The sequence below is a fragment of the Capnocytophaga sp. oral taxon 380 str. F0488 genome (genome assembly GCF_000318255.2).
Taxonomy (GTDB): Bacteria; Bacteroidota; Bacteroidia; order Flavobacteriales; family Flavobacteriaceae; genus Capnocytophaga; species Capnocytophaga ochracea.
In genome coordinates, this window is the sequence record NZ_KB291183.1 from 1 (window position 1) to 19,769 (window position 19,769).

The 19,769-nt window shown below is 41.3% G+C and carries 16 protein-coding genes; 4 read left to right on the forward strand and 12 right to left on the reverse strand.

Annotation, left to right across the window (positions count from 1 at the left end):
* The first annotated feature begins 165 nt into the window (after positions 1–165).
* The 3 genes from HMPREF9078_RS02420 to HMPREF9078_RS02430 are packed head-to-tail and all read left to right on the forward strand — an operon-like array spanning position 166 to position 3,386.
* Entirely contained in the window at positions 166–1,716 is a 1,551-nt protein-coding gene (locus HMPREF9078_RS02420) for a glycine--tRNA ligase (RefSeq protein ID WP_009411283.1), read from the forward strand.
* An 18-nt stretch (positions 1,717–1,734) separates the two neighbouring features.
* Positions 1,735–2,337 carry a PAS domain-containing protein gene (locus HMPREF9078_RS02425; RefSeq protein WP_009419133.1) on the forward strand — a complete coding sequence of 201 codons (603 nt, stop codon included), beginning with the start codon at positions 1,735–1,737 and terminating at the stop codon, positions 2,335–2,337.
* Positions 2,334–3,386, forward strand: a complete 1,053-nt coding sequence (locus HMPREF9078_RS02430; protein ID WP_009419134.1) for a phosphatase PAP2 family protein — start codon at positions 2,334–2,336, stop codon at positions 3,384–3,386. The genes HMPREF9078_RS02425 and HMPREF9078_RS02430 overlap by 4 nt, the downstream gene beginning before the upstream one ends.
* 6 nt (positions 3,387–3,392) lie before the next feature.
* On the opposite strand, the gene HMPREF9078_RS02435 is transcribed toward HMPREF9078_RS02430, so the two are convergent.
* The 3 genes from HMPREF9078_RS02435 to HMPREF9078_RS02445 are packed head-to-tail and all read right to left on the reverse strand — an operon-like array spanning position 3,393 to position 6,491.
* Positions 3,393–3,833 carry a dCMP deaminase family protein gene (locus tag HMPREF9078_RS02435; RefSeq protein WP_009411280.1) on the reverse strand — a complete coding sequence of 147 codons (441 nt, stop codon included), beginning with the start codon at positions 3,831–3,833 and terminating at the stop codon, positions 3,393–3,395.
* Positions 3,796–4,722 carry a bifunctional riboflavin kinase/FAD synthetase gene (locus HMPREF9078_RS02440; protein WP_009419135.1) on the reverse strand — a complete coding sequence of 309 codons (927 nt, stop codon included), beginning with the start codon at positions 4,720–4,722 and terminating at the stop codon, positions 3,796–3,798. The genes HMPREF9078_RS02435 and HMPREF9078_RS02440 overlap by 38 nt, the downstream gene beginning before the upstream one ends.
* Complete coding sequence (locus HMPREF9078_RS02445; RefSeq protein ID WP_009419136.1) at positions 4,719–6,491, reverse strand: long-chain fatty acid--CoA ligase; 1,773 nt, start codon at positions 6,489–6,491, stop codon at positions 4,719–4,721. The genes HMPREF9078_RS02440 and HMPREF9078_RS02445 overlap by 4 nt, the downstream gene beginning before the upstream one ends.
* A gap of 430 nt (positions 6,492–6,921) precedes the next feature.
* On the opposite strand from HMPREF9078_RS02445, the gene HMPREF9078_RS02450 reads away from it, so the two are divergent.
* Complete coding sequence (locus HMPREF9078_RS02450) at positions 6,922–7,281, forward strand: DUF6567 family protein (protein WP_009419137.1); 360 nt, start codon at positions 6,922–6,924, stop codon at positions 7,279–7,281.
* Positions 7,282–7,763: 482 nt separating this feature from the next.
* On the opposite strand, the gene glmS is transcribed toward HMPREF9078_RS02450, so the two are convergent.
* The 9 genes from glmS to HMPREF9078_RS02495 form a co-directional block, all read right to left on the reverse strand.
* Positions 7,764–9,605: a glutamine--fructose-6-phosphate transaminase (isomerizing) gene (glmS, locus tag HMPREF9078_RS02455; protein WP_009419139.1), complete on the reverse strand. Its 1,842-nt coding sequence runs from the start codon at positions 9,603–9,605 to the stop codon at positions 7,764–7,766.
* Between the two features lie 30 nt (positions 9,606–9,635).
* The gene (gene coaD / locus HMPREF9078_RS02460) at positions 9,636–10,088 is read right to left on the reverse strand and encodes a pantetheine-phosphate adenylyltransferase (protein WP_009419140.1); all 453 of its coding nucleotides are present in this window, start codon (positions 10,086–10,088) and stop codon (positions 9,636–9,638) included.
* A gap of 17 nt (positions 10,089–10,105) precedes the next feature.
* Positions 10,106–11,083, reverse strand: coding sequence for a D-alanine--D-alanine ligase (locus HMPREF9078_RS02465; protein WP_034542623.1), 978 nt, complete (start codon positions 11,081–11,083; stop codon positions 10,106–10,108).
* Positions 11,084–11,097: 14 nt separating this feature from the next.
* Complete coding sequence (der, locus tag HMPREF9078_RS02470) at positions 11,098–12,402, reverse strand: ribosome biogenesis GTPase Der (RefSeq protein WP_009419142.1); 1,305 nt, start codon at positions 12,400–12,402, stop codon at positions 11,098–11,100.
* A gap of 59 nt (positions 12,403–12,461) precedes the next feature.
* A complete protein-coding gene (locus HMPREF9078_RS02475) occupies positions 12,462–13,385 on the reverse strand; it encodes a DUF4300 family protein (protein WP_034542626.1) in 924 nt (307 codons plus the stop codon).
* Between the two features lie 4 nt (positions 13,386–13,389).
* Positions 13,390–13,935: a protein adenylyltransferase Fic gene (gene fic / locus HMPREF9078_RS02480; RefSeq protein WP_009419145.1), complete on the reverse strand. Its 546-nt coding sequence runs from the start codon at positions 13,933–13,935 to the stop codon at positions 13,390–13,392.
* A 2-nt stretch (positions 13,936–13,937) separates the two neighbouring features.
* A complete protein-coding gene (locus HMPREF9078_RS02485) occupies positions 13,938–14,465 on the reverse strand; it encodes a GNAT family N-acetyltransferase (RefSeq protein WP_034542628.1) in 528 nt (175 codons plus the stop codon).
* Positions 14,466–14,555: 90 nt separating this feature from the next.
* On the reverse strand, positions 14,556–17,024 hold the full coding sequence (locus HMPREF9078_RS02490) for a M1 family metallopeptidase (protein WP_009419147.1): 2,469 nt from the start codon (positions 17,022–17,024) through the stop codon (positions 14,556–14,558).
* Between the two features lie 99 nt (positions 17,025–17,123).
* Positions 17,124–19,523 (reverse strand): TonB-dependent receptor, encoded by a 2,400-nt coding sequence (locus HMPREF9078_RS02495; protein ID WP_034542609.1) that lies wholly within the window; start codon positions 19,521–19,523, stop codon positions 17,124–17,126.
* Positions 19,524–19,769 lie beyond the last annotated feature (246 nt).

Consider the following 19,769-nt stretch of genomic DNA (forward strand, 5'->3'; position numbering starts at 1 on the left):
TAACCATTAATCATTAACCATTAATCATTAACCACTAACCATTAATCTAAAACTTTTTCGGCAAATATACTCCTTTTTCCAAAAAATAATAGTATCTTTGTCGAATTATTTTCAATCTCAAACAAACTTTAATCTATATTTTATAACTGAAAATCAATTGAATATATGGCAAATACAGACGATCAATTCAAAAAAGTTATTGCTCACGCCAAAGAATATGGCTTTATTTTCCCATCTAGTGAAATCTACGACGGTCTTGGTGCCGTGTACGATTATGGTCAAAATGGCGTTGAACTAAAAAAGAATATCCGCGAATATTGGTGGCGCGCAATGGTGCAGATGAACGAGAATATTGTGGGCATCGATGCTGCTATCTTTATGCACCCTACTACGTGGAAGGCTTCTGGGCACGTCGATGCTTTCAACGACCCTCTTATCGATAACAAAGACTCTAAAAAACGTTACCGCGCCGATGTGCTCGTAGAAGATTACGTCGCTAAACTCGATGATAAGATTGAAAAAGAAATCGCTAAAGCTCAAAAACGCTTCGGCGATGCTTTCGACCGCGAGCAGTTTATAACTACCAATCCTCGTGTGTTAGAATACAAAAAACGTGGCGAAGAAATATTACACCGCTTGGGTAAATCGCTTGAAAAAGAAGACCTCGCCGATGTAAAAGCCCTTATTGAAGAACTCGAAATTGCCGACCCCGAAACAGGTTCACGCAACTGGACAGATGTAAAACAGTTCAACCTAATGTTCGGTACCAAAATCGGCGCCTCTGCCGATGCTTCTATGGATTTATACCTACGTCCCGAAACCGCTCAAGGTATTTTCGTAAACTTCCTAAACGTGCAAAAATCCGGACGTATGAAAATTCCTTTTGGTATCGCCCAAACGGGTAAAGCCTTCCGCAACGAGATTGTGGCGCGTCAGTTTATTTTCCGTATGCGCGAGTTCGAACAAATGGAAATGCAATTCTTCATCAAACCAGGTACCCAACAACAATGGTATGAGTACTGGAAAGAAACCCGCCTCAAATGGCACCTGTCCTTAGGAATGGGAGAGGAAAACTATCGCTACCACCCACACGAAAAGCTCGCTCACTACGCCGATGCTGCTTGCGATATCGAGTTCCGTTTTCCATTTGGTTTCAAAGAATTAGAAGGTATCCACTCTCGTACCAATTTCGACCTCGGTAACCACGAAAAGTATTCAGGCAAAAAAATGCAATACTTCGACCCCGAAGAAAACAAGAGCTATACTCCTTACGTACTCGAAACCTCTATCGGGCTCGACCGTATGTTCCTTGCGGTATTCTCCAACTCATTGCAAGAAGAAGCATTAGAAGGAGGAGATACCCGTACCGTATTGCGTTTACCTTTTGTGTTGGCACCTACCAAAGTAGCCGTATTGCCATTGCTCAAAAAAGACGGACTTCCAGAAGTTGCCGAACAAATCGTGAACGAGCTAAAATACGATTTCAATGTAGCTTACGACGAAAAAGATGCAGTAGGTCGCCGTTATCGCCGCCAAGATGCGGTAGGTACACCTTTCTGCGTAACCGTCGATCACCAAACTTTGGAAGACAACACCGTTACCTTACGCCACCGCGACACTATGGAGCAAGTGCGCATTGCCATTCCTGAATTGCGCAACACTATTGCCAAAGAAGTGGATATGCGCAATTGGCTTCACAAATTAGATACGAAGTAAGAGATAAGAGGTAAGAAAATGACTGAAACTCCAACAATCAAACGTCCCGTGCCCATAGACGAAGAAGTGTTGTGGGATAAAACCACTACCCTGATGAGTCGTACTAACAAGCACGGACATATAATGGAAACCAATAAGGCATTTCAAGAAGTATCAGGCTATACTGAGGCTGAGTTATACGACCAGCCTCATAGCCTTATCCGCCACCCCGATATGCCCAAAGTAGTTTTCAAAATACTATGGGAAAACCTCAAAGGGCATAATAATTTCCACGCTATCATCAAGAACCTCTCTAAAAGCGGGCGCTATTATTGGGTGATTACTAATTTTGAAATAGTACGCAATGAACAAGATGAAATTACTGCCTTTATATCACACCGCAAAGCATTGCCTAAAACACTCATCAGCGAGCATATAGTCCCTTTGTACGAACGTCTTTTAAAGATAGAAAAAGCCAATGGTTTGGAAGTAAGCGAACGCTATTTCAACGGCTTTTTAGAAGACCGCAAAACTACCTACGATGCTTTCATTCGCCAGTTGCTCAAAGAAAACGCCGAAGAAATCAAAGCCTTCTACAACAACGAAAACACTGATAGTTTTTTAAATGAGTTGATACAATGAAATACCTTTTATTACTCTTCCTTATTATTTTCCCCCTCTCCCCTGCCCTTTCGCAGGAAACTGATTCTATTCCTGAAAGTGTATTGGATAGTTTATTTGATAATTTGGAAAAAGGAGGTCTGGAAATGGTTAATACTAATTATTGTTCATTTAACAGAAGCTACAAAATCAATAAGCACCTCACTTATGAGTACAAAAAACCGCGTTTTGTGGATATCTTCAACAAGATACCACATAATATAGGAAAATCGGCGGTGGAGATGGTGTCTAAACCCAATTATCCTTACGGATTGGCGGCTATTGGTGCTACTGCGGCACTCATTCCTGCCGACCCTTGGCTCATTAGAGAAAGTAGAAGTTTGGGTGAGAATTTAGGACTAAATGAAGCACATACTTATAAGAAGTTAGGCTTTTTAAAAATCGTTCCCGCCGATGTAAACTCAGCAATGTACTTTATTGGCAATGGTACGACTTTTATCATTATCAGTGGAGGGATGGCTACTTATGGTCTTATTACAGGTGATTATCGCGCCAAAAGTACTGCTATGCAGATATTGGAAAGCATCATTGTATCGGGTGCTTTTGTACAACCCATCAAGCGACTTACAGGGCGCGAGAGTCCGTTTATAACCGCAGACGACGGGCGTTGGCACAGTCAGTGGACGTTTGCTCCCAGCTTTAAAGCTTACCAAGAGGATACCCCTATGTATGACGCTATGCCCTCTGGACACCTCACTACTGCAATGTCAGCACTCACAGTGATTGCCGAAAACTACCCCGACTACAAATGGATAAAGCCCGTAGGTTACACAGCCTTAGGTTTGATGTGCTACGAGATGATGCAAAGTAAAGTGCATTGGGCTTCCGATTATCCTATTGCCCTTTTTGTGGGATATATCACCGGTAAAACGATTGCTAACAGACGCATCACCAAAATAAAAAAAGAAGACGCTTTCTTGGTTAATAAAGTAAAATATAGTTGGGAATTCTGTACCTCCAACACTTGGGAAGGATATCAGCTACTTGGAGTAAATATTAAATTTAAGTAAGGAAGATTATTCACTTACATCTTCTAAATGGACGACTTCTACACCTGCTTTTTCGAGAAAAGCTAACCCTTCGTTATCGCGATAGCCTTCCTTATACACCACGCGCTTAATCCCCGATTGGTAGATGAGCTTACTGCACTCTTTGCAAGGTGACATTGTGATATAGAGCGTCGCTCCTTCTGACGATTGGGTTGACGAAGCGACTTTCATTATCGCATTAGCTTCGGCGTGAAGTACATACCAATGGGTATTGCCTTCCTCATCTTCACAACAGTTATCAAAACCAGTGGGCGTACCATTATAACCGTCTGAAATAATCATACGGTCTTTTACTATTATAGCTCCTACTTGCTTGCGCTGTGAATAAGACAATTTTGCCCATTCCATCGCCATACGCATATAAGCTTTGTCATAACGCAATTGCTTTTCTCGCTGTTGTTTCGTCATCTTGTAATTGTTTTTTAAGAAGTGCTACCGAAGAGAACTTTCGCTCTTCACGTAGGTATTTTACAAAATATACTGTGAGCTCACGGTCGTAAAGGTCGCCGTTGAAGTCAAAGAAATACACCTCAATAGACGCTCCTTTTCCTTCGATAGTAGGGTTCTTGCCAATGCTCATCATCCCATATACTTTTCGTGCGCCAATGTAACTATACACCACATATACGCCATCTTTGGGAATGAGTTTGTAGTCCTCAGTTACTTGTATATTAGCCGTAGGGTAGCCTAAGGTACGCCCCAATTTGAGTCCGTGTACCACAATGCCTGTAAGGCTGTAAGGAGTCCCGAGGTAATGCTCAGCAGTGATAACGTCGCCTTTATTCAACGCCTCTCTTATCTTGGTGGAACTCACCGATACTTCATCTACTTCTTGCACCGATATTTCTTCCACAGCAAAGCCATACTTTTCGCCAAATAAACGCATATCGTTTATATTTGCGGTACGATTGCGCCCAAAACGATGGTCGTAACCAATAATCACCTTTTTCACGTTGAGATGCTGTACCAAAATAGTACTTACGAACTCCTCAGCAGTAAGTTGAGCAAAAGCCTCATTAAAAGGTTGCACCACGAGCAAATCGACGCCTAATCGCTGGAGTAGTTGCTTCTTCTCTTCCAAAGTGTGAATAAGTTTCAAACTTTTGTCGTGTTGCACTACCATTCGCGGATGCGGAAAGAAAGTGAATATTGTTGCTAAAAGTCCTTCTTGGCGAGCTGTTGTTACTACCCTTTCAATGATTTTCTGATGTCCCAAATGCACACCATCGAACGTGCCTATGGTGAGCACCGTAGGTTGTTGGGTAGTAAAAGTAGTAATATCGGTTATTTCTCTCACTTATTGTAGAACTTATTGTAAATATCTATATACTTTTCTTTAATCACACGTCGTTTAAGTTTGAGGGTAGGGGTGAGATGACCGCCGTCTATCGTCCATTCATCGGGGGTGAAATCAAAAAGTTTTACTTGTTCCCACTTGCCTAAATGATTGTTTACCTTTTCTACCTCTTTCGCAATACGGTCGTGAACGGCTTGATTTTGTATAATCTCTTCGTTGGTCTTTCCTAATTTCACTTTATGACGGCGTGCCCATTCTTTTACAAATGGGAAGTTGAGCTGAATAATAGCAGCAGGCATCTTTTCACCTTCGCCTACTACCATTGCATTCTCGATGAAACGAGAGAGTTTCAATTGGTTTTCTATTAGCTGAGGCGATACGTATTTACCGCCTGAAGTTTTGAAGATTTCCTTCTTGCGGTCGGTGATTTTAAGGAAGCCATCAGCATCAAGCTCGCCTATATCGCCTGTGTGGAAGAAACCATCGGTGATGTTCTGATCCGTTTGCTCGGGGTCTTTATAGTAACCCAACATTACGTTCTCGCCTTTCACAAGTATTTCACCGTCTTCGGCGATTTTTACTTCTATATTCACAATAGGTTTCCCTACGGTACCTATTTTCCAATATCTACCCGATTCGCGGTTTACAGCAATTACAGGAGCGGTTTCGGTAAGACCATAACCTTCCATAATTTTCAGCCCTGCGGCAGAAAACACTTTCGCCAAACGCGGTGAGAGGGCAGCACTACCTGAGACAATCATCTGTATACGTCCGCCTAAGGCTTCACGCCATTTACTGAAAATGAGTTTGCGTGCAATTTTCAGTTTGAACTGATACCAAGCGCCATTAGCACCATAAGGTTCGTACTGAAAGCCCAAATTGAGTGCCCAAAAGAAGAGTTTGCGTTTAATGCCTTTAAGTTCTGCCCCTTTTGCGAAGATTTTGTCGTAAATCTTCTCTATGAGTCGGGGTACTACTGTAATGATATGCGGTTTTACCTCACGCAAGTTATCACTGATTTTATCGAGAGATTCGGCAAAATAAATGCTTAGACAATCGTACTGATACAAATAGGTGAGCATACGCTCAAACACGTGACACACAGGCAAAAAACTGAGTGCTGTAGAGCCTTCGGTAATAGGCAAACGGTCTTGGCAGTTCAGTATGTTAGAAATGATATTCCAGTGAGAGAGCATTACCCCTTTTGGACGGCTGGTAGTGCCCGAAGTGTAGATGATAGTCGCTAAATCGTCTTTTTGAATACTATCTTTGCGTGCTTCCACTTCTGCTTGATTGCTCTCATCGGCACCTAAATCGAGGATTTCTTGCCAATGGTGGGCATAAGGTACATCGTTGAAGGTAAAAATAGTTTTTAGATGAGGCAATTTATCTTGGATAGAAGAGATTTTCTCCCATAGTTCTTTATCGGAAACGACACAGTATTTACATTCCGAATGGTTGAGGATATACTCGAAATCCTCTAAGTTGATAGTGGGATAGATAGGTACATTCTGTGCGCCTACTTGTAAAATCCCGATGTCGAGCACGTGCCATTCGGTGCGATTAGTACTTGAAATGACCGCTATTTTATCATTTTTTTCAATGCCTAAGCGCAATAAGCCTCGGCTTACGGTATTTACTTTTTGGATATATTCAGCGGTAGAGGTTTTTGCCCACTCACCGTTGTATTTGGTAGCAAAAGCGACCTCTAAAGGGTGTTTAGATTGTTGATAATAAGGTATATCGAATAAACGATTTACGGTATTCATTGGTTTAAATTTTTGTTACAGAGGGCAAAAGTAATAAATAATTACGAAATACGAAATACGAATGACGAAAAAAGGAAAAAACTTTATTTTTCTGGAAAAAAATTGTCTTTTATTATTTGTAATTTCTAATTAATTCATATTTTTGCATCAAATAAAAACAATTGAGATATAGAAGAATAGAAAAATACACATAAGATTTAAAGAGAAAGTTGTTAATATTCCTTTTAAAAAGAATCTGGTAAATTCAATAGAAACAGAGGTGAATTAACAAATGGTTTCTCGCCCCATAAGGGCGTGAACTGTTTTTGTTACATACCTGTTTCGGGCATACCAGAGCCTTTTTAAAGTGTGAACAAAACATTCACGCTTTTTTTATGCTCTAAAAGTTGCCCTTACTCATATCGTAACATCAAAATTAAATCAATAACAAATGAAAAAAATCGTATTATTCAGTGTTTTAGCACTACTGTTAGCAAGTTGTGGTGTAACAAGAGAGTTATCACACAATGTAAACAACCATACTACTCAAGTGGTACTGGCTAAAAATAACTTTAAAGTAGTAGAACACGTTAAAGGAGAAGCTTCTAATCAATATTTTCTATTGATTATAGGAGGTGGGAGACGTGCTTTGGTGGAAAAAGCAAGAGCTAAAATGCTTCAAAAAGCCAATTTGGTAGGTTCTTCAAGAGCGGTTATCAATGAAACCGTTGAGTCACATTGGATTTTTATAGGGGTAGGAATCCAATATACAGTAAGTGTTTCAGCTGACGTAATCGAATTTACTGAATAGTAAAACACAAAAAAGAAGCTGTTTAAAAAGTTTTATTTTTATAGGGGCGTTTACAAGCGCCCCTATAAATGTAATGTCAATAAGATTGACTATCAATGTGAAAAAGCCATAGCAAGACAAAATGCGAGCTACACGGGGGACAGAAACTTTAGCAAGGTATAACGGCAGTAAGATGAACGAAGAGTGGGTCTACAGTGGCTCTACAGTGGCTCTACAGTGGCTCTACAACGAACAAAAGACGAACCTAAATAGAAAGTAAGTTAAAGCTAAGATAGAACTAAAAAGAAGGTAGTTAAGGGATTTCTATTTTGGTAAGGGACGTAGCGCGAAGAGCGGTTAGAAACTTTGGCAAGGTATATAGTACAAAAGCAAATAAAAAAGAGAATTTTGTTATATCGAGCTCACTTCAAACAAAAAAAGAGTCAATTTGTAAGTATACAAATTGACTCTTTTTCTAATTGAGAAATTGGGAAATTACCAAATTATTCTACGGTTACTGATTTGGCTAAATTACGAGGTTGATCGACATTGCAACCGCGCTTGATAGCGATATAATAGGACAGCAACTGCAAAGGTACTGAAGCTAAAATAGGGGTAAGCGCCTCACTGATTTCGGGTATCTCAATCACGTGGTTTGCTAAGCCCGCCATTTGGGTATCGCCTTCGGTTACTACGGCTATAATTTTACCTTTGCGCGCCTTTATCTCTTGTGCATTGGAAACTACCTTATCATAATGTCCTTTAGACGGTGCAATGAATATCACCGGCATATTCTCATCGATAAGGGCGATAGGTCCGTGTTTCATCTCGGCAGCTGGATAGCCTTCGGCGTGAATATAGGATATTTCTTTGAGTTTTAAAGCCCCTTCCAAAGCGGTAGGAAAATTAAAACCACGACCTAAATACAAGCAATTGGTAGCTGTTTTATAGCTTTCGGCTATCTCGGCTATCTTGTGATCGACTGTTTTGATAGTGGTTTCGAGCAACTGGGGCACACGTTCTAATTCCTTGCAAAGGCGGTGATAGGTTTCCGTACTGAGGGTACCCTTCTTATGTCCTAAATGCAAAGCGATAAGGGTAAGCACCGTGAGTTGGGTGGTAAAGGCTTTGGTAGAAGCTACCCCTATTTCAGGACCTGCGTGAGTGTAAGTGCCTGAATGGGTGATACGCGCAATTGATGAACCTACCACATTGCAAATACCGTAGATAAAAGCCCCTTTTTCTTTCGCTAATTTGAGGGCTGCTAAGGTATCGGCGGTCTCGCCTGATTGTGAAATAGCAATGACGATATCCCCCTTATTGATAATTGGATTGCGATAACGGAACTCTGAGGCGTACTCTACTTCTACAGGAATACGAGCGTATTCTTCTAACAGATATTCACCTACCAAGCCTGCGTGCCACGAAGTCCCACACGCTACAATAACAATGCGTTTGGCATTGAGGAAGGTCTCTAAATGATTATCTATTCCCGATAGTTTGGTAGAGTGGTTGGGCAAGAGGCGACCGCGCATCGTGTCTTGGATAGACTTAGGCTGCTCGTAGATTTCTTTGAGCATAAAATGGTCGTATCCGCTTTTTTCAATGGCTTCGAGGTTGAGTTTGAGTTGTTGTACAAACGGACTCACCTGCTCATTACTGCCTATTTTAATCACTTTCAACGGTTTGTTGAGGTGAATGGTAGCCATTTCGCCATCTTCTAAATACACAGCATTTTGGGTATACTCTATAAAAGGAGAGGCATCGGAAGCGATGAAGAACTCACCATCACCTACCCCTATTACCAACGGACTACCCAAGCGAGCTACTACTATTTCCTCAGGTTTGCTTTCTTCCATTACAGCAATGGCAAAAGCGCCCACTACCTCGTTGAGTGCATAGCGCACGGCAGTCTCTAAATTAACGTTTTCTTTTTCTTTGAAGTATTCAATGAAGTTTACTAATACTTCGGTATCAGTATCTGAATGGAATACAAACCCCTCTTTGATGAGGTTTTGCTTGATACTCTCATAATTCTCAATAATACCGTTGTGTACAATGGCTATTTTGCCAGAATTAGAGCGGTGAGGATGCGAATTAATATCGTTAGGCACTCCGTGGGTAGCCCAACGGGTATGCCCCATACCGCAGCCATAAGTAGGAACATTTTCTCCTGCTTTGGCTACCAAATCGGATACTTTGCCTTTGGTTTTTTCTCCGTAAAAACTCTCAGCGTTTAAGATAAAACCTGCGCTGTCGTATCCACGGTATTCTAAGCGTTTTAACCCATCAATCACGATGGGAAAAGCGGCGCGTTTGCCTAAATAACCTACAATTCCACACATATTTTTAAGTTCTTTTTATTATTTATTAATTTATACTCTTACACTTTCGGGCACTAATACGGTATAATCACCGTGATTGCGAATAACATCGCGCACAATAGACGATGATATAAACGAAGTACGCGCTGCCGTAAGTAAAAAGACTGTTTCTATTTGAGATAATTTGCGGTTAGTATGCGCAATAGCTTTTTCAAACTCAAAGTCGGCTGGGTTGCGCAAACCTCTGAGAATAAACTGAGCATCGATTTCTTTGCAGAAGTCTACTGTAAGTCCTTGGTAAGTTGTAACTTTTACTTTGGGTTCATCGGCAAAGGCTTTTTCGATAAACTCTTTGCGTTGTTCTACCGTAAACATATAGTTCTTGTCGCCATTAACACCTATGGCAACCACAATTTCATCGAATAGGTCTAAAGCACGTTTGATAATATCGTGATGACCTAAGGTAATGGGGTCAAACGACCCTGGAAATAAAGCTCTTTTCAATGATTAACGATTAATGGTTAGCGATTCAATACTCGTTCTATTTCGCTTTCGAATAGTTCTTCAAGGCTGATACCTGCTACTTTAGCTTGTTGAGGCAGTAAACTAGCTTCTGAAAGCCCTGGTGTAGTATTCATTTCAAGCAAATAAGGTGTATCGCCTACGATGATGAACTCACTTCGGCTGAAGCCTTCCATTTTCAACAATCGGTATACGCGTTCCGCCAAAGCGTTGATTTTAGCAGTCATTTCGGCAGAAAGACGCGCAGGAGTAATTTCTTGCGACTTACCATTATACTTCGCATCATAATCGAAGAAATCATTCTCGGATACAATCTCAGTCATTGGAAGAACTTTTATTTTCCCGCGATAGTTGATTACCCCAATAGAGATTTCAGTACCTTTTAAGAAACTTTCGATGAGGATTTCGTCGTCTACTTCAAATGCTTTGTCTATATACATAGGCAGTTGTTCCTCTTCATATACTTTATATACTCCAAAACTACTCCCTGATTTATTAGCCTTCACAAAGCAAGGTAAGCCTACTTTGGCTACAATATCAGCTGTATTATAGTTTTCACCTTTGTTGAGATAGTAAGAAGGGGCTGAAAGAATGCCAAAAGGTTTGAGTACCGATAGCATATCGCGTTTGTTGAAAGTAAGAGCCGAAGCATACATACTACATCCTGTAAGCGGTAAGCCAATCAAATTGAAATAGGCTTGTAAATAACCGTCTTCACCAGGAGTGCCGTGAATGGCATTGAAAACGGCATCAAAAGTAATTTTACGTCCGTTTACCGTTACCGAGAAGTCGTTTTTATCAATAGGGTGTTCGTTGTTTTGAGCATCTACATACACCCATTTATCGCGGTCGATACGCACGGGGTAAGGCACATATTTATCTTGATTGAGGTGTTTGGCTACTACTGCAGCACTCTTTAAAGAAACGGGAGCTTCATTAGAGTAACCTCCCATTATGATTGCTATATTCTTTTTCATTTTTTTCAATAGTATCATTTCTGTCTGAAATACACATCAATTGGAACACCGTTAAAATCAAAGTTCTCACGGAGTTTGTTCTCGATAAAACGTCGGTAAGGGTCTCTTACGTACTGTGGCAAATTAGCAAAGAAAGCAAACTGTGGCATAGGTGTAGGCAACTGGGTACAGAATTTTATCTTGATGTATTTTCCTTTGATAGCAGGAGGGGGATAATTCTCAATAATAGGCAACATCACCTCGTTGAGTTTGCGAGTAGGGATACGCTTGGTGCGATTGTTGTAGACTGCTACCGCAGTTTCTATGGCTTTGTAGATACGTTGCTTATTCAATGCCGATACAAACAAGATAGGCACATCGGTGAAAGGTTCTATTTCTTTACGGATAGAAGCTTCGTACTGTTTAGCCGTATTGTTTTCCTTCTCTACCAAATCCCATTTGTTTACTAATATCACTATGCCTTTGCGATTGCGTTGTGCCAACCAGAAGATATTAGCATCTTGGCTTTCAAAACCACGCGTAGCATCAAGCATTAAAATACACACATCGGAGTGCTCAATGGCGCGAATAGAACGCATTACCGAGTAAAACTCTAAGTCCTCTTTCACTTTGGCTTTACGGCGGATACCTGCGGTATCAACTAAGTTGAACTCAAAGCCAAAGCGGTTGTACTTAGTATCGATAGCATCGCGTGTAGTGCCTGCAATATCAGTAACAATATAGCGGTCTTCGCCTATAAGGGCATTGATAAAAGATGATTTACCTGCATTAGGTCTCCCTACTACGGCAAAGCGCGGTAAGGTATTTTCTTCTTGTTGTTCTTTTACTGGTAAGAGCGCTACCAAGTCGTCGAGCAATTCACCCGTACCACTACCATTTACACTTGATAGGGCGTAGAGATGTTCAAAGCCTAAGGCATAAAACTCGTGCATATCGTTGCGACGGTTGTTGCTATCCACTTTGTTTACCGCTACTAATATTGGTTTACGGCATTTACGCAACAACTCAGCCACTGATTCGTCCATACCGGTAAGCCCTTCTTCTACGTTTACCATAAAGATAATCGCATCGGCTTCGTCTATGGCTAAGGCAACTTGTTTGTTGATTTCTTTCTCGAAAGAATCGTCGCCTCCCGCTAAGTAACCACCTGTATCAATAACAGAAAAAGAGACCCCGTTCCAGTCGGTTTTACCATAATGGCGGTCGCGTGTTACGCCACTTACAGCGTCCACGATAGCCTCACGGCGTTTTATCAAACGGTTAAAAAAAGTGGATTTACCTACATTCGGTCGTCCCACAATGGCTACTATAGCACTCATAATACACCTACTTATTTTTTGCAAAGATAGAAATTAATTGACAAATGACAATTATCTTCTTACAATCGCTGTTCTTTTTTATATGGATTGGGGCGATAACCGTCCATTAGCACATCGTTTTCCATTATAAACGGAATAGCATTAGGTTGCTCCCATTCTACATCATATCGGTTCATTAAGTAATCGCTGAGCTGGGTGCGATTCTCTAATTTTATTACCTGATAGGGTTCTTGAAAAGCGAGTTTTTCTATAAAGAGTAGCTTGCCGTCAAAAGGTACTAGTACCCCTACGTGTCCTACAAAAAGTGTGTTCCCCTCTGGGGTGATTTGGGAATGGAAGACTGCCGAGATAAGCGATGCCTTAGTCGGGTCGTTTTTATAACGGAAATTGATACCGCGCTCTTTCCACGCTTGTTGCATCACCTGCAAATGGGTATTTATATCTTTGGTATTAGTAGTGGGCACCTCAGTAAAGAGGGTAAAAAAGTTATTTTCTTCCTCAGGGGTAAAGAACTTCTTAGGGGTATTATGCAAGGACTCACGGTCTATAAAAAGCACCTCATCTTCCTCTTTGCTAGCAAACTTTTTATCCGTAGGGAAAGTAATCAAATCACGCAAGAGGGTAAAGGAGGTAAGTCTACAATTATAACCTTGAAACATAGGGTATTTAGCCGTCCAAATGCTTTGTATAGCAACCTCATCATACTTAGGTAGCAAGCTGTCAATAGTAACAAATCCTTTGGGTACTAAGCCCACTTTATCCCCTACGGTTTGGTTGAAAAGGGCTACACTCTCCAAAAAAGAGGCTACATTTTGCTCAGCTATTCCCGCTGCTGTAAGGGCTTTTTGCACTTCGTCTTGGGTAGCGGTATCTACTAAATTAGAATAAGTGAGAGTAACAGCTGTCTTTTCAGTTGTTGCTTTCTTCTGCTGGCAAGAAATTGCTACCAAAGAAAGAGTAGTTATCAATAGAAGTCTTTTCATTGTTTTAGTCATTACTTTCATAATAATATGATTGCTCTATACCTTTAAAAATTACTTCACGGTCGTTTACTTTATCAGTAAGGGCAGGTTGCAACAAAAAGCGCAATTCCAAATCGTTGATAGGGCTACGCTCCATTGCTTGGAGGTAAGGAGCTTTATCTATCTGTTGCCAATTCACTACTTTGCCTAAGCGTTTTTTGAGTATCAAGTCGAGCCATATACGAGTTGCACGTCCGTTGCCTTCCATAAAAGGGTGGGCAATATTCATCTCTACGTATTTGGCTACAATTTCTTCAAAAGTATTTTCAGGCATTTGGTCTATTACGGGTAGGATAGCGTGCAAAAACATCGCATTGGCAAACTTAAAACCGCCCTTGCTGATGTTTAGCCGACGTATCTCACCTGCAAAATCGTAAAGCCCCTCAAAAAGATAGCGATATATCTCGCATAATCCTTTAGTGGTACCTACTTCTATCTGCTCTATAGTTCCACTCTCAAAAAGACGATAGGCATTTTGCAAACTTTGTGCGTCGATTTCTTGAGTATTCATCTTCAATTTTCTCTGTTTAATGTATATATCAAACTTGTATGCCTCTCTCCTACAAGCGGGAACAAGAAATCTTCAAGGGTATGATGGTAACGGAAGCCACATTTTTCAAGTACTCGCTGTGAGGCAATATTTTCCTCGTATGCGCCTGCCCATAGCTGGGTAAGGTTCACCTGTTCAAAAGCATATTGCAGTACCCTTAGGGTAGCTTCAGTAACATAGCCCTTACCCCAAAAGTCTTCTCCAAGCCAATATCCTATTTCAGCTTCATTTTCGCTTACAGGAAGATTGCTCTCTCCTTGTAAAAGCAAGCCTATACTTCCTATGGGAATGTTGTTTGCTAAACAAATAGCAAAACTATGAGACTTGCTAAGGACAACCTCAATAATCTTTTGGCTCTCTTCTACACTTTTGTGAGGTAACCAACCGCACATCTTGCCTATAATAGGATTGTGCGCTTGTGTGTATAAGGCTTCGGCATCTGTTATTTTCCAAGGACGAAGCAAAAGGCGCGTTGTGTGAAGTGCCTCCATAAACTTAAATATTTTATAAATAGACTTTACCAAAGTTATCTGCCCGTGCGGCTCGCACCTTTGGCAAAGTTTATCATTAACCACTAACCACTACTTAAACATTTCTTTAATCTCTTCCAACATCTTAATCTGTTTCTTTACCGATTCAGTTTGGTTTAAGCCGCGTTTGATAGTGATTCCCTCGTCTAAAACATTTTTAAGCATCTCTTTAGCAGCAGGGTTCTCCATATCTTTAGCGATTTCTTTGAGTGATTCAGCCAATAGCTCCACGTGTGAAGTATTGTCTATGTGCATTGCCCACTCATAGCCTTTTTTGAAGTTGGCAGCTGTTTCAGGATTGTCTTTTTCAAAGAAAGGATAGTATATAAAATAAGGAAGTATCGCAGGGAGATACTGCTCCATTTGGTTGTCTACAATTACTCCTGATAATCCCGCTAATTGGTCGGTATCAAAGTCTTTAACACTTCCTTTTTCAAGTATACTCTTAGCGTGGGCGGGCTCAGTGCGAGCTATCCCGTTGATAGCAGCATTCTTGATAGCCCCCGAAGGAGTTCCAAGGTATTTTTCAAATAAAGGAACGTATTTGTTTTTGTATTTTGAGGTAGCTAATACCCATATCGCTGCCGATTTAGCTAAGTTCTCAGGGTCAGAAGATGCAATCTTTTCTACCATTGCCATTTCTTTAGCATTCAGTTCATAATTAGCGAGTTTTTGCAATGCTTGTATGCGCACTTGGAAAAAGGGGTCTTTAAGAGCAGCGAGCAAAATATCTTTGCCGTCAGGAGCCATTGGGGCACTTACCGCTTGCATTCTGCTCTTGAGCGATTTAGCGCGTTGCATTTGGTACAAATACTCTGCCCACGTTTTATGGTATTGCTCATCTATCAGCACCACACCTTCGGGGTTGATATCTATCAGCTCTGGGGCTTTCTTCATTGCGAAAGTAAAAGTATTTTCTTTACGAGCATCTACCCAAACACTATGACGCTCTGCCTTGCCATTTCTGTAAATATCTATATCCAACGGAAACTGAAACAAGAGGTCTTCGCTTTGTGTCTGAATGATTTTTAAGGTCAATTTACCATTGCTAAACGTCTTTTCTACATTCACAGTAGGATTACCATTGCCAAAGTACCATTGGTTAAAGAACCAGTTCAAGTCTTTACCGCTCACTTTTTCTAACGAAAGACGTAATTGGTGAGCTTCCCCCGTGCCGTATTCATTCGTTTTGAGGTAATCGGTAAGCCCTGCAAAAAAAGCCTCATCACCAAGATAATTGCGCAACATATGCAAGATAGCCCCGCCTTTGTTGTAAGATACCAAATCGAACATATCCTCACGTGAATCATAGCCAAAGCGCACCAAATCTTTTGCAAAATCATTGACGCGGTGTTGGTATTGAAGGGTGTTATTGCTAAGGTGGTATTCTGCGGCATCTTTGCCGTATTTGTGTAGCAACCACAAGTATTCGCTGTAGTTAGCAAACGACTCGTTTACGGTGAGATTCGACCAGCTTTCGGTAGTTACCAAATCACCAAACCAGTGGTGTGCCAATTCGTGTGCGATAATAGGCTCCCAATAGTTTTGGTCAGCCAAAGCTTCTGCGCTCTGATAAGCACTCTCGGCGTGGCTTACAGCCGTAGTGTTTTCCATTGCTCCACTCACAAAGTCGCGCACTACCATTTGGGCGTATTTAGCCCACGGATAGTCATAGCCAAAACGCTCAGAGAAGAACGTAATCATCTCGGAAGTATTTCCAAATATCTGTTTTGCAACAGGCTCGTATTCCTTTTCTACATAGTATTCAATAGGCACCTTACCGCGCCAAGGCGTATCTTTTACTACGGCAAACTCTCCTGCCCCCATAAAGAAAAGATAAGGTGCGTGAGGCTTGTCCATCACCCAATAGTCGGTGCGCATATTGCCTTTCTTATCACTGCTTTTTAGCACCCCGTTAGAGAGGGTAACAAAGCTATCGGGCACTGTCATTTCTATTTCTTGAGTAGTCTTTTGGTTGGGCTTGTCGATGGTAGGAAACCAGCACGAAGAGCCTTCTGTTTCACCCTGCGTCCATACTTGGCGCATAGGCTTATCGGCTTCTCCGTTAGGGTTGATAAAGTAAAGCCCTTTCGCATCGGTAATCGCACGACTGCCCTTATCAGTTACCTTTTCAGGCTGTGCCGTATAGCGAATGTACACGGTATAGGTCTCCCCTTTTTGGTAAGTTTTGTTGAGTTTTATTCTCAACATATCATTCTTATAGCTATAAGAAAGAGACTTTTGCTTGCCATTCTGTTCCAAAGCCACCTTGTGGACAAGCATAGCCTTTGCATCGAGGATAAGGCTATCGGTAGCATAGAAATAAGGAGAAGCAGTAAGCCATTCTTCGCCGTTGAGTGTTTGGTTAGTGAAGTTAAAATCTACCTTCAATTTCGTGTGCTTTAAGGCAGTTTTCTTCTCAGGAGTAGCACGATAGAGGCTTCGCCCCGAAGTATCCGTCTGTGCAAAAGTGTAGCCCGAAAGTAACAGGGCAATAATAGTAAAAAGTGTTTTTTTCATTAGCTTATTTTATTGCCTTGAAAAATATATTTCCAAGGGATAATTTCAAATGCAAAGATATAGCTTTTTGCCATTATAGCGAAATAAAACACCGAAAAATCACAACCGTTGTACCTCTTCCAGTTCATTTACGTGTGCCTCTTTAGCTTTTCCAAATTGGTAAGTGAGGTTCAGTCTAAGCTGTCGGCTTTCGCTATTGCCGTAAGCATAAAGGTCTAAGTTAGGCAAATGGCTCTCGCTGTCCCAACGTTGAGTGTGGAAAATATCGGTAAAACTAAAGGTAGCCGTAAGACGATTATTTAAGAAAAGGCGTTGCAAACCGAGGTCTATACCTCCTGACGATTTAGCTATCTCGTTGATGCCTGCTAATCTGCGCGAATTGTAAACTGCCGTGAGTTCGCCTTTCAGTTGCCAAGGCAAGCGAAAGTAATTTTGCATCGTTAGGCTGTACTGCCAACGATTGAGGTGTAACTCAGTGCCTTCTAACACAGTGCCTTTGTTCTCTATATAACTGAGGTTAGGGGTAATAGTCGTCTGACAGCCTTTGCCCCAGTTGAGTTCTTGATAAAGCGAAAAAAGTAAATGGTGCTGGCTACCTATGTTCTGAGGGATAGAAATAATCTTATTTTGCTGAAAAGGTTCACTAATACTGCTAAAAAAATCAGTAGAATAGCTGTAAGCCATTGTAAAAGATGTCTTTTTATACGAAGCCGAAAAAGTGAGTTTTTGTATCTTCTCAGGGGCTAAAAACGGATTCCCTTTCCAATACGATAATTCGTCTAAGAGGTATTCAAACGGATTGAGATTCTGGTATTCAGGTCGGTTGATACGCGTGCTATAACCTGCAAATAGTTGTAGGTCATCATTGCATTGGTATTGCAAACTCAGGGTAGGAAAGAAATTGGTATAGTGCTTTTTGTGTTCTTGTTGGCTATTTGCACTGCCCGCAACGGGCAATAGCAGTCCCTTAGAAAAAGTGGTCTCGTTGCGCACACCCACCTCAGCATTCAAGCGTTCGGTAATAGGGTAGTGATACTGGGCATATACGGCAAAAATACGTTCTTTGAAATCGAAAGCATTGGAGCGGTTTACATCTATGATATTGTGGGTAGGCAAGTGCTTGAAGAAATGAAAACTATTATCCGAAAATACTTGTGAATATTTAGTACCTGCTGTAAGACTTCCTCCCCATAACGGTAGCTCCGAACGAAAAGAAGTAGCAAAGATATGTATCTTACGGTCGTTTTCGGAGAGGTACATCTCGTGAGAAAGTATAGTACCCTCAGGCGAACGGTAAGTGTTGGGTTGCCAATTGCCGGAGCCCCCATCAAAGAAAGCGTAATCTATGTCCAACTGATAGCGTTCGTTATCCGAAGGGGTAAACGTGTAGTAAGCATTGGCACTGTATCGATTGGCTTTTTGCATAAAGTAATCGTTATAGCCCGATAGCGTCTTTTCCAATACATTAGCAGCATTGAAAAAGCGGGTAGTCGTGCTGGTAGTTCCTTTGCCAAATAACGTGTTGGCAGAAAGTTGCACCCCTAAGGTATGTTGTTCATCGGGCAAATAGTCATAGCCAATATGCCCTGCAATCGTTTTGCGCTTTTCGGTATCATCGGTAGGACTTTCATAGCGCAAGCCATTTTGTAGGCGCTCACTGCCGTAATCCATTGCGTAATGCCCCAACTGATGATTGTAACCCAAACGCAAGATACCCTTCTTCACGCTGTGTTGCAATTGGAGTTCTGTGTTCTGTCGCAGATTCCACCAATACGATACCCCGTTATTTAAAGAGAAGAACGTACCTTCTACCGTCTTTTTGTCTAATACTATATTCACCGCTCCTGCTCCTCCCTGTGCTTCATATTCGGCAGGCGGATTAAGTAATAATTCCGTTTTCTTGATTTGCGCCATTGGAATAGATTTCAGGTAGTTCGCCAAATCGTCGGGTTGCATATAAGTAGGCTTCCCATTGATGAGTACCAACACATTGCTTTTCCCGCCAATACTCAAGTGATTTTGGCTGTCTACCACCACATTGGGCGTACTTTTCAGTGCATCAAGTGCCGTACCCGAAGAGTGCGTTAGGCTGTTTTTAGGTGAAAACACTATCTTGCCTTGCTCCATATACACAGCAGCTTTCTTCTGAGGAGCTGTAAGTACTACTTCTTCCAAATCCACCGCAGTGCTCAGGGCAATAGCAAGCATATCAATATTCTTGTCTAACAGAAAAGGCTCTCCCGTATACGACAAATAATCACCCGTACTTTCAATATAAATGCGCAACTTTCGAGGAGGAGAAGTAAAGCTAAAGAGTCCGTTAGCTCCCGTAAGAGGTTCGCTTACAATAAGGTTCGTATCAGCATCTAATACTTTAATAGCTACTTTGGGAATTCCCTCAAGCGAAGCGTTATGGACGAAGCCTTTTACAGTGTATTGCGCTTGAGCAGAAAGGGTAAGCTCACAAAAAAGAGCAAGAAAGAAAATAAAACTTTTCATTAAAATATCGTTTATGGTGAATAATGGTGCAAATGTAAAATAAAAAACACACTCCATAAAAAGAATTAACTTATTTTATTGTTTTACTTTAACAAAGTTTCACATTCGTCCTTCGTCCCTCATCATTCGTCATTTCTCGCCTTTTCCCTCGCCACACTCCCCCTTTTCTGTCATACTCCCCCCTATTACCTATGCCCTAAGACTCCACACCACCCCATTTACTAATTTTCTAATTTGCTAATTCCC

Coding starts and splice junctions, on each gene's coding strand:
- HMPREF9078_RS02420 (WP_009411283.1), top strand. CDS start 166: ATGGCAAATACAGACGATCAATTCAAAAAAGTTATTGCTCACGCCAAA.
- glmS (WP_009419139.1), bottom strand. CDS start 9,605: ATGTGTGGAATTGTAGGTTATTTAGGCAAACGCGCCGCTTTTCCCATC.
- HMPREF9078_RS02475 (WP_034542626.1), bottom strand. CDS start 13,385: ATGAAAAGACTTCTATTGATAACTACTCTTTCTTTGGTAGCAATTTCT.
- der (WP_009419142.1), bottom strand. CDS start 12,402: ATGAGTGCTATAGTAGCCATTGTGGGACGACCGAATGTAGGTAAATCC.
- HMPREF9078_RS02490 (WP_009419147.1), bottom strand. CDS start 17,024: ATGAAAAAAACACTTTTTACTATTATTGCCCTGTTACTTTCGGGCTAC.
- HMPREF9078_RS02425 (WP_009419133.1), top strand. CDS start 1,735: ATGACTGAAACTCCAACAATCAAACGTCCCGTGCCCATAGACGAAGAA.
- HMPREF9078_RS02450 (WP_009419137.1), top strand. CDS start 6,922: ATGAAAAAAATCGTATTATTCAGTGTTTTAGCACTACTGTTAGCAAGT.
- HMPREF9078_RS02495 (WP_034542609.1), bottom strand. CDS start 19,523: ATGAAAAGTTTTATTTTCTTTCTTGCTCTTTTTTGTGAGCTTACCCTT.
- HMPREF9078_RS02445 (WP_009419136.1), bottom strand. CDS start 6,491: ATGAATACCGTAAATCGTTTATTCGATATACCTTATTATCAACAATCT.
- HMPREF9078_RS02435 (WP_009411280.1), bottom strand. CDS start 3,833: ATGACGAAACAACAGCGAGAAAAGCAATTGCGTTATGACAAAGCTTAT.
- HMPREF9078_RS02430 (WP_009419134.1), top strand. CDS start 2,334: ATGAAATACCTTTTATTACTCTTCCTTATTATTTTCCCCCTCTCCCCT.
- HMPREF9078_RS02465 (WP_034542623.1), bottom strand. CDS start 11,083: ATGAAAAAGAATATAGCAATCATAATGGGAGGTTACTCTAATGAAGCT.
- HMPREF9078_RS02485 (WP_034542628.1), bottom strand. CDS start 14,465: ATGGAGGCACTTCACACAACGCGCCTTTTGCTTCGTCCTTGGAAAATA.
- fic (WP_009419145.1), bottom strand. CDS start 13,935: ATGAATACTCAAGAAATCGACGCACAAAGTTTGCAAAATGCCTATCGT.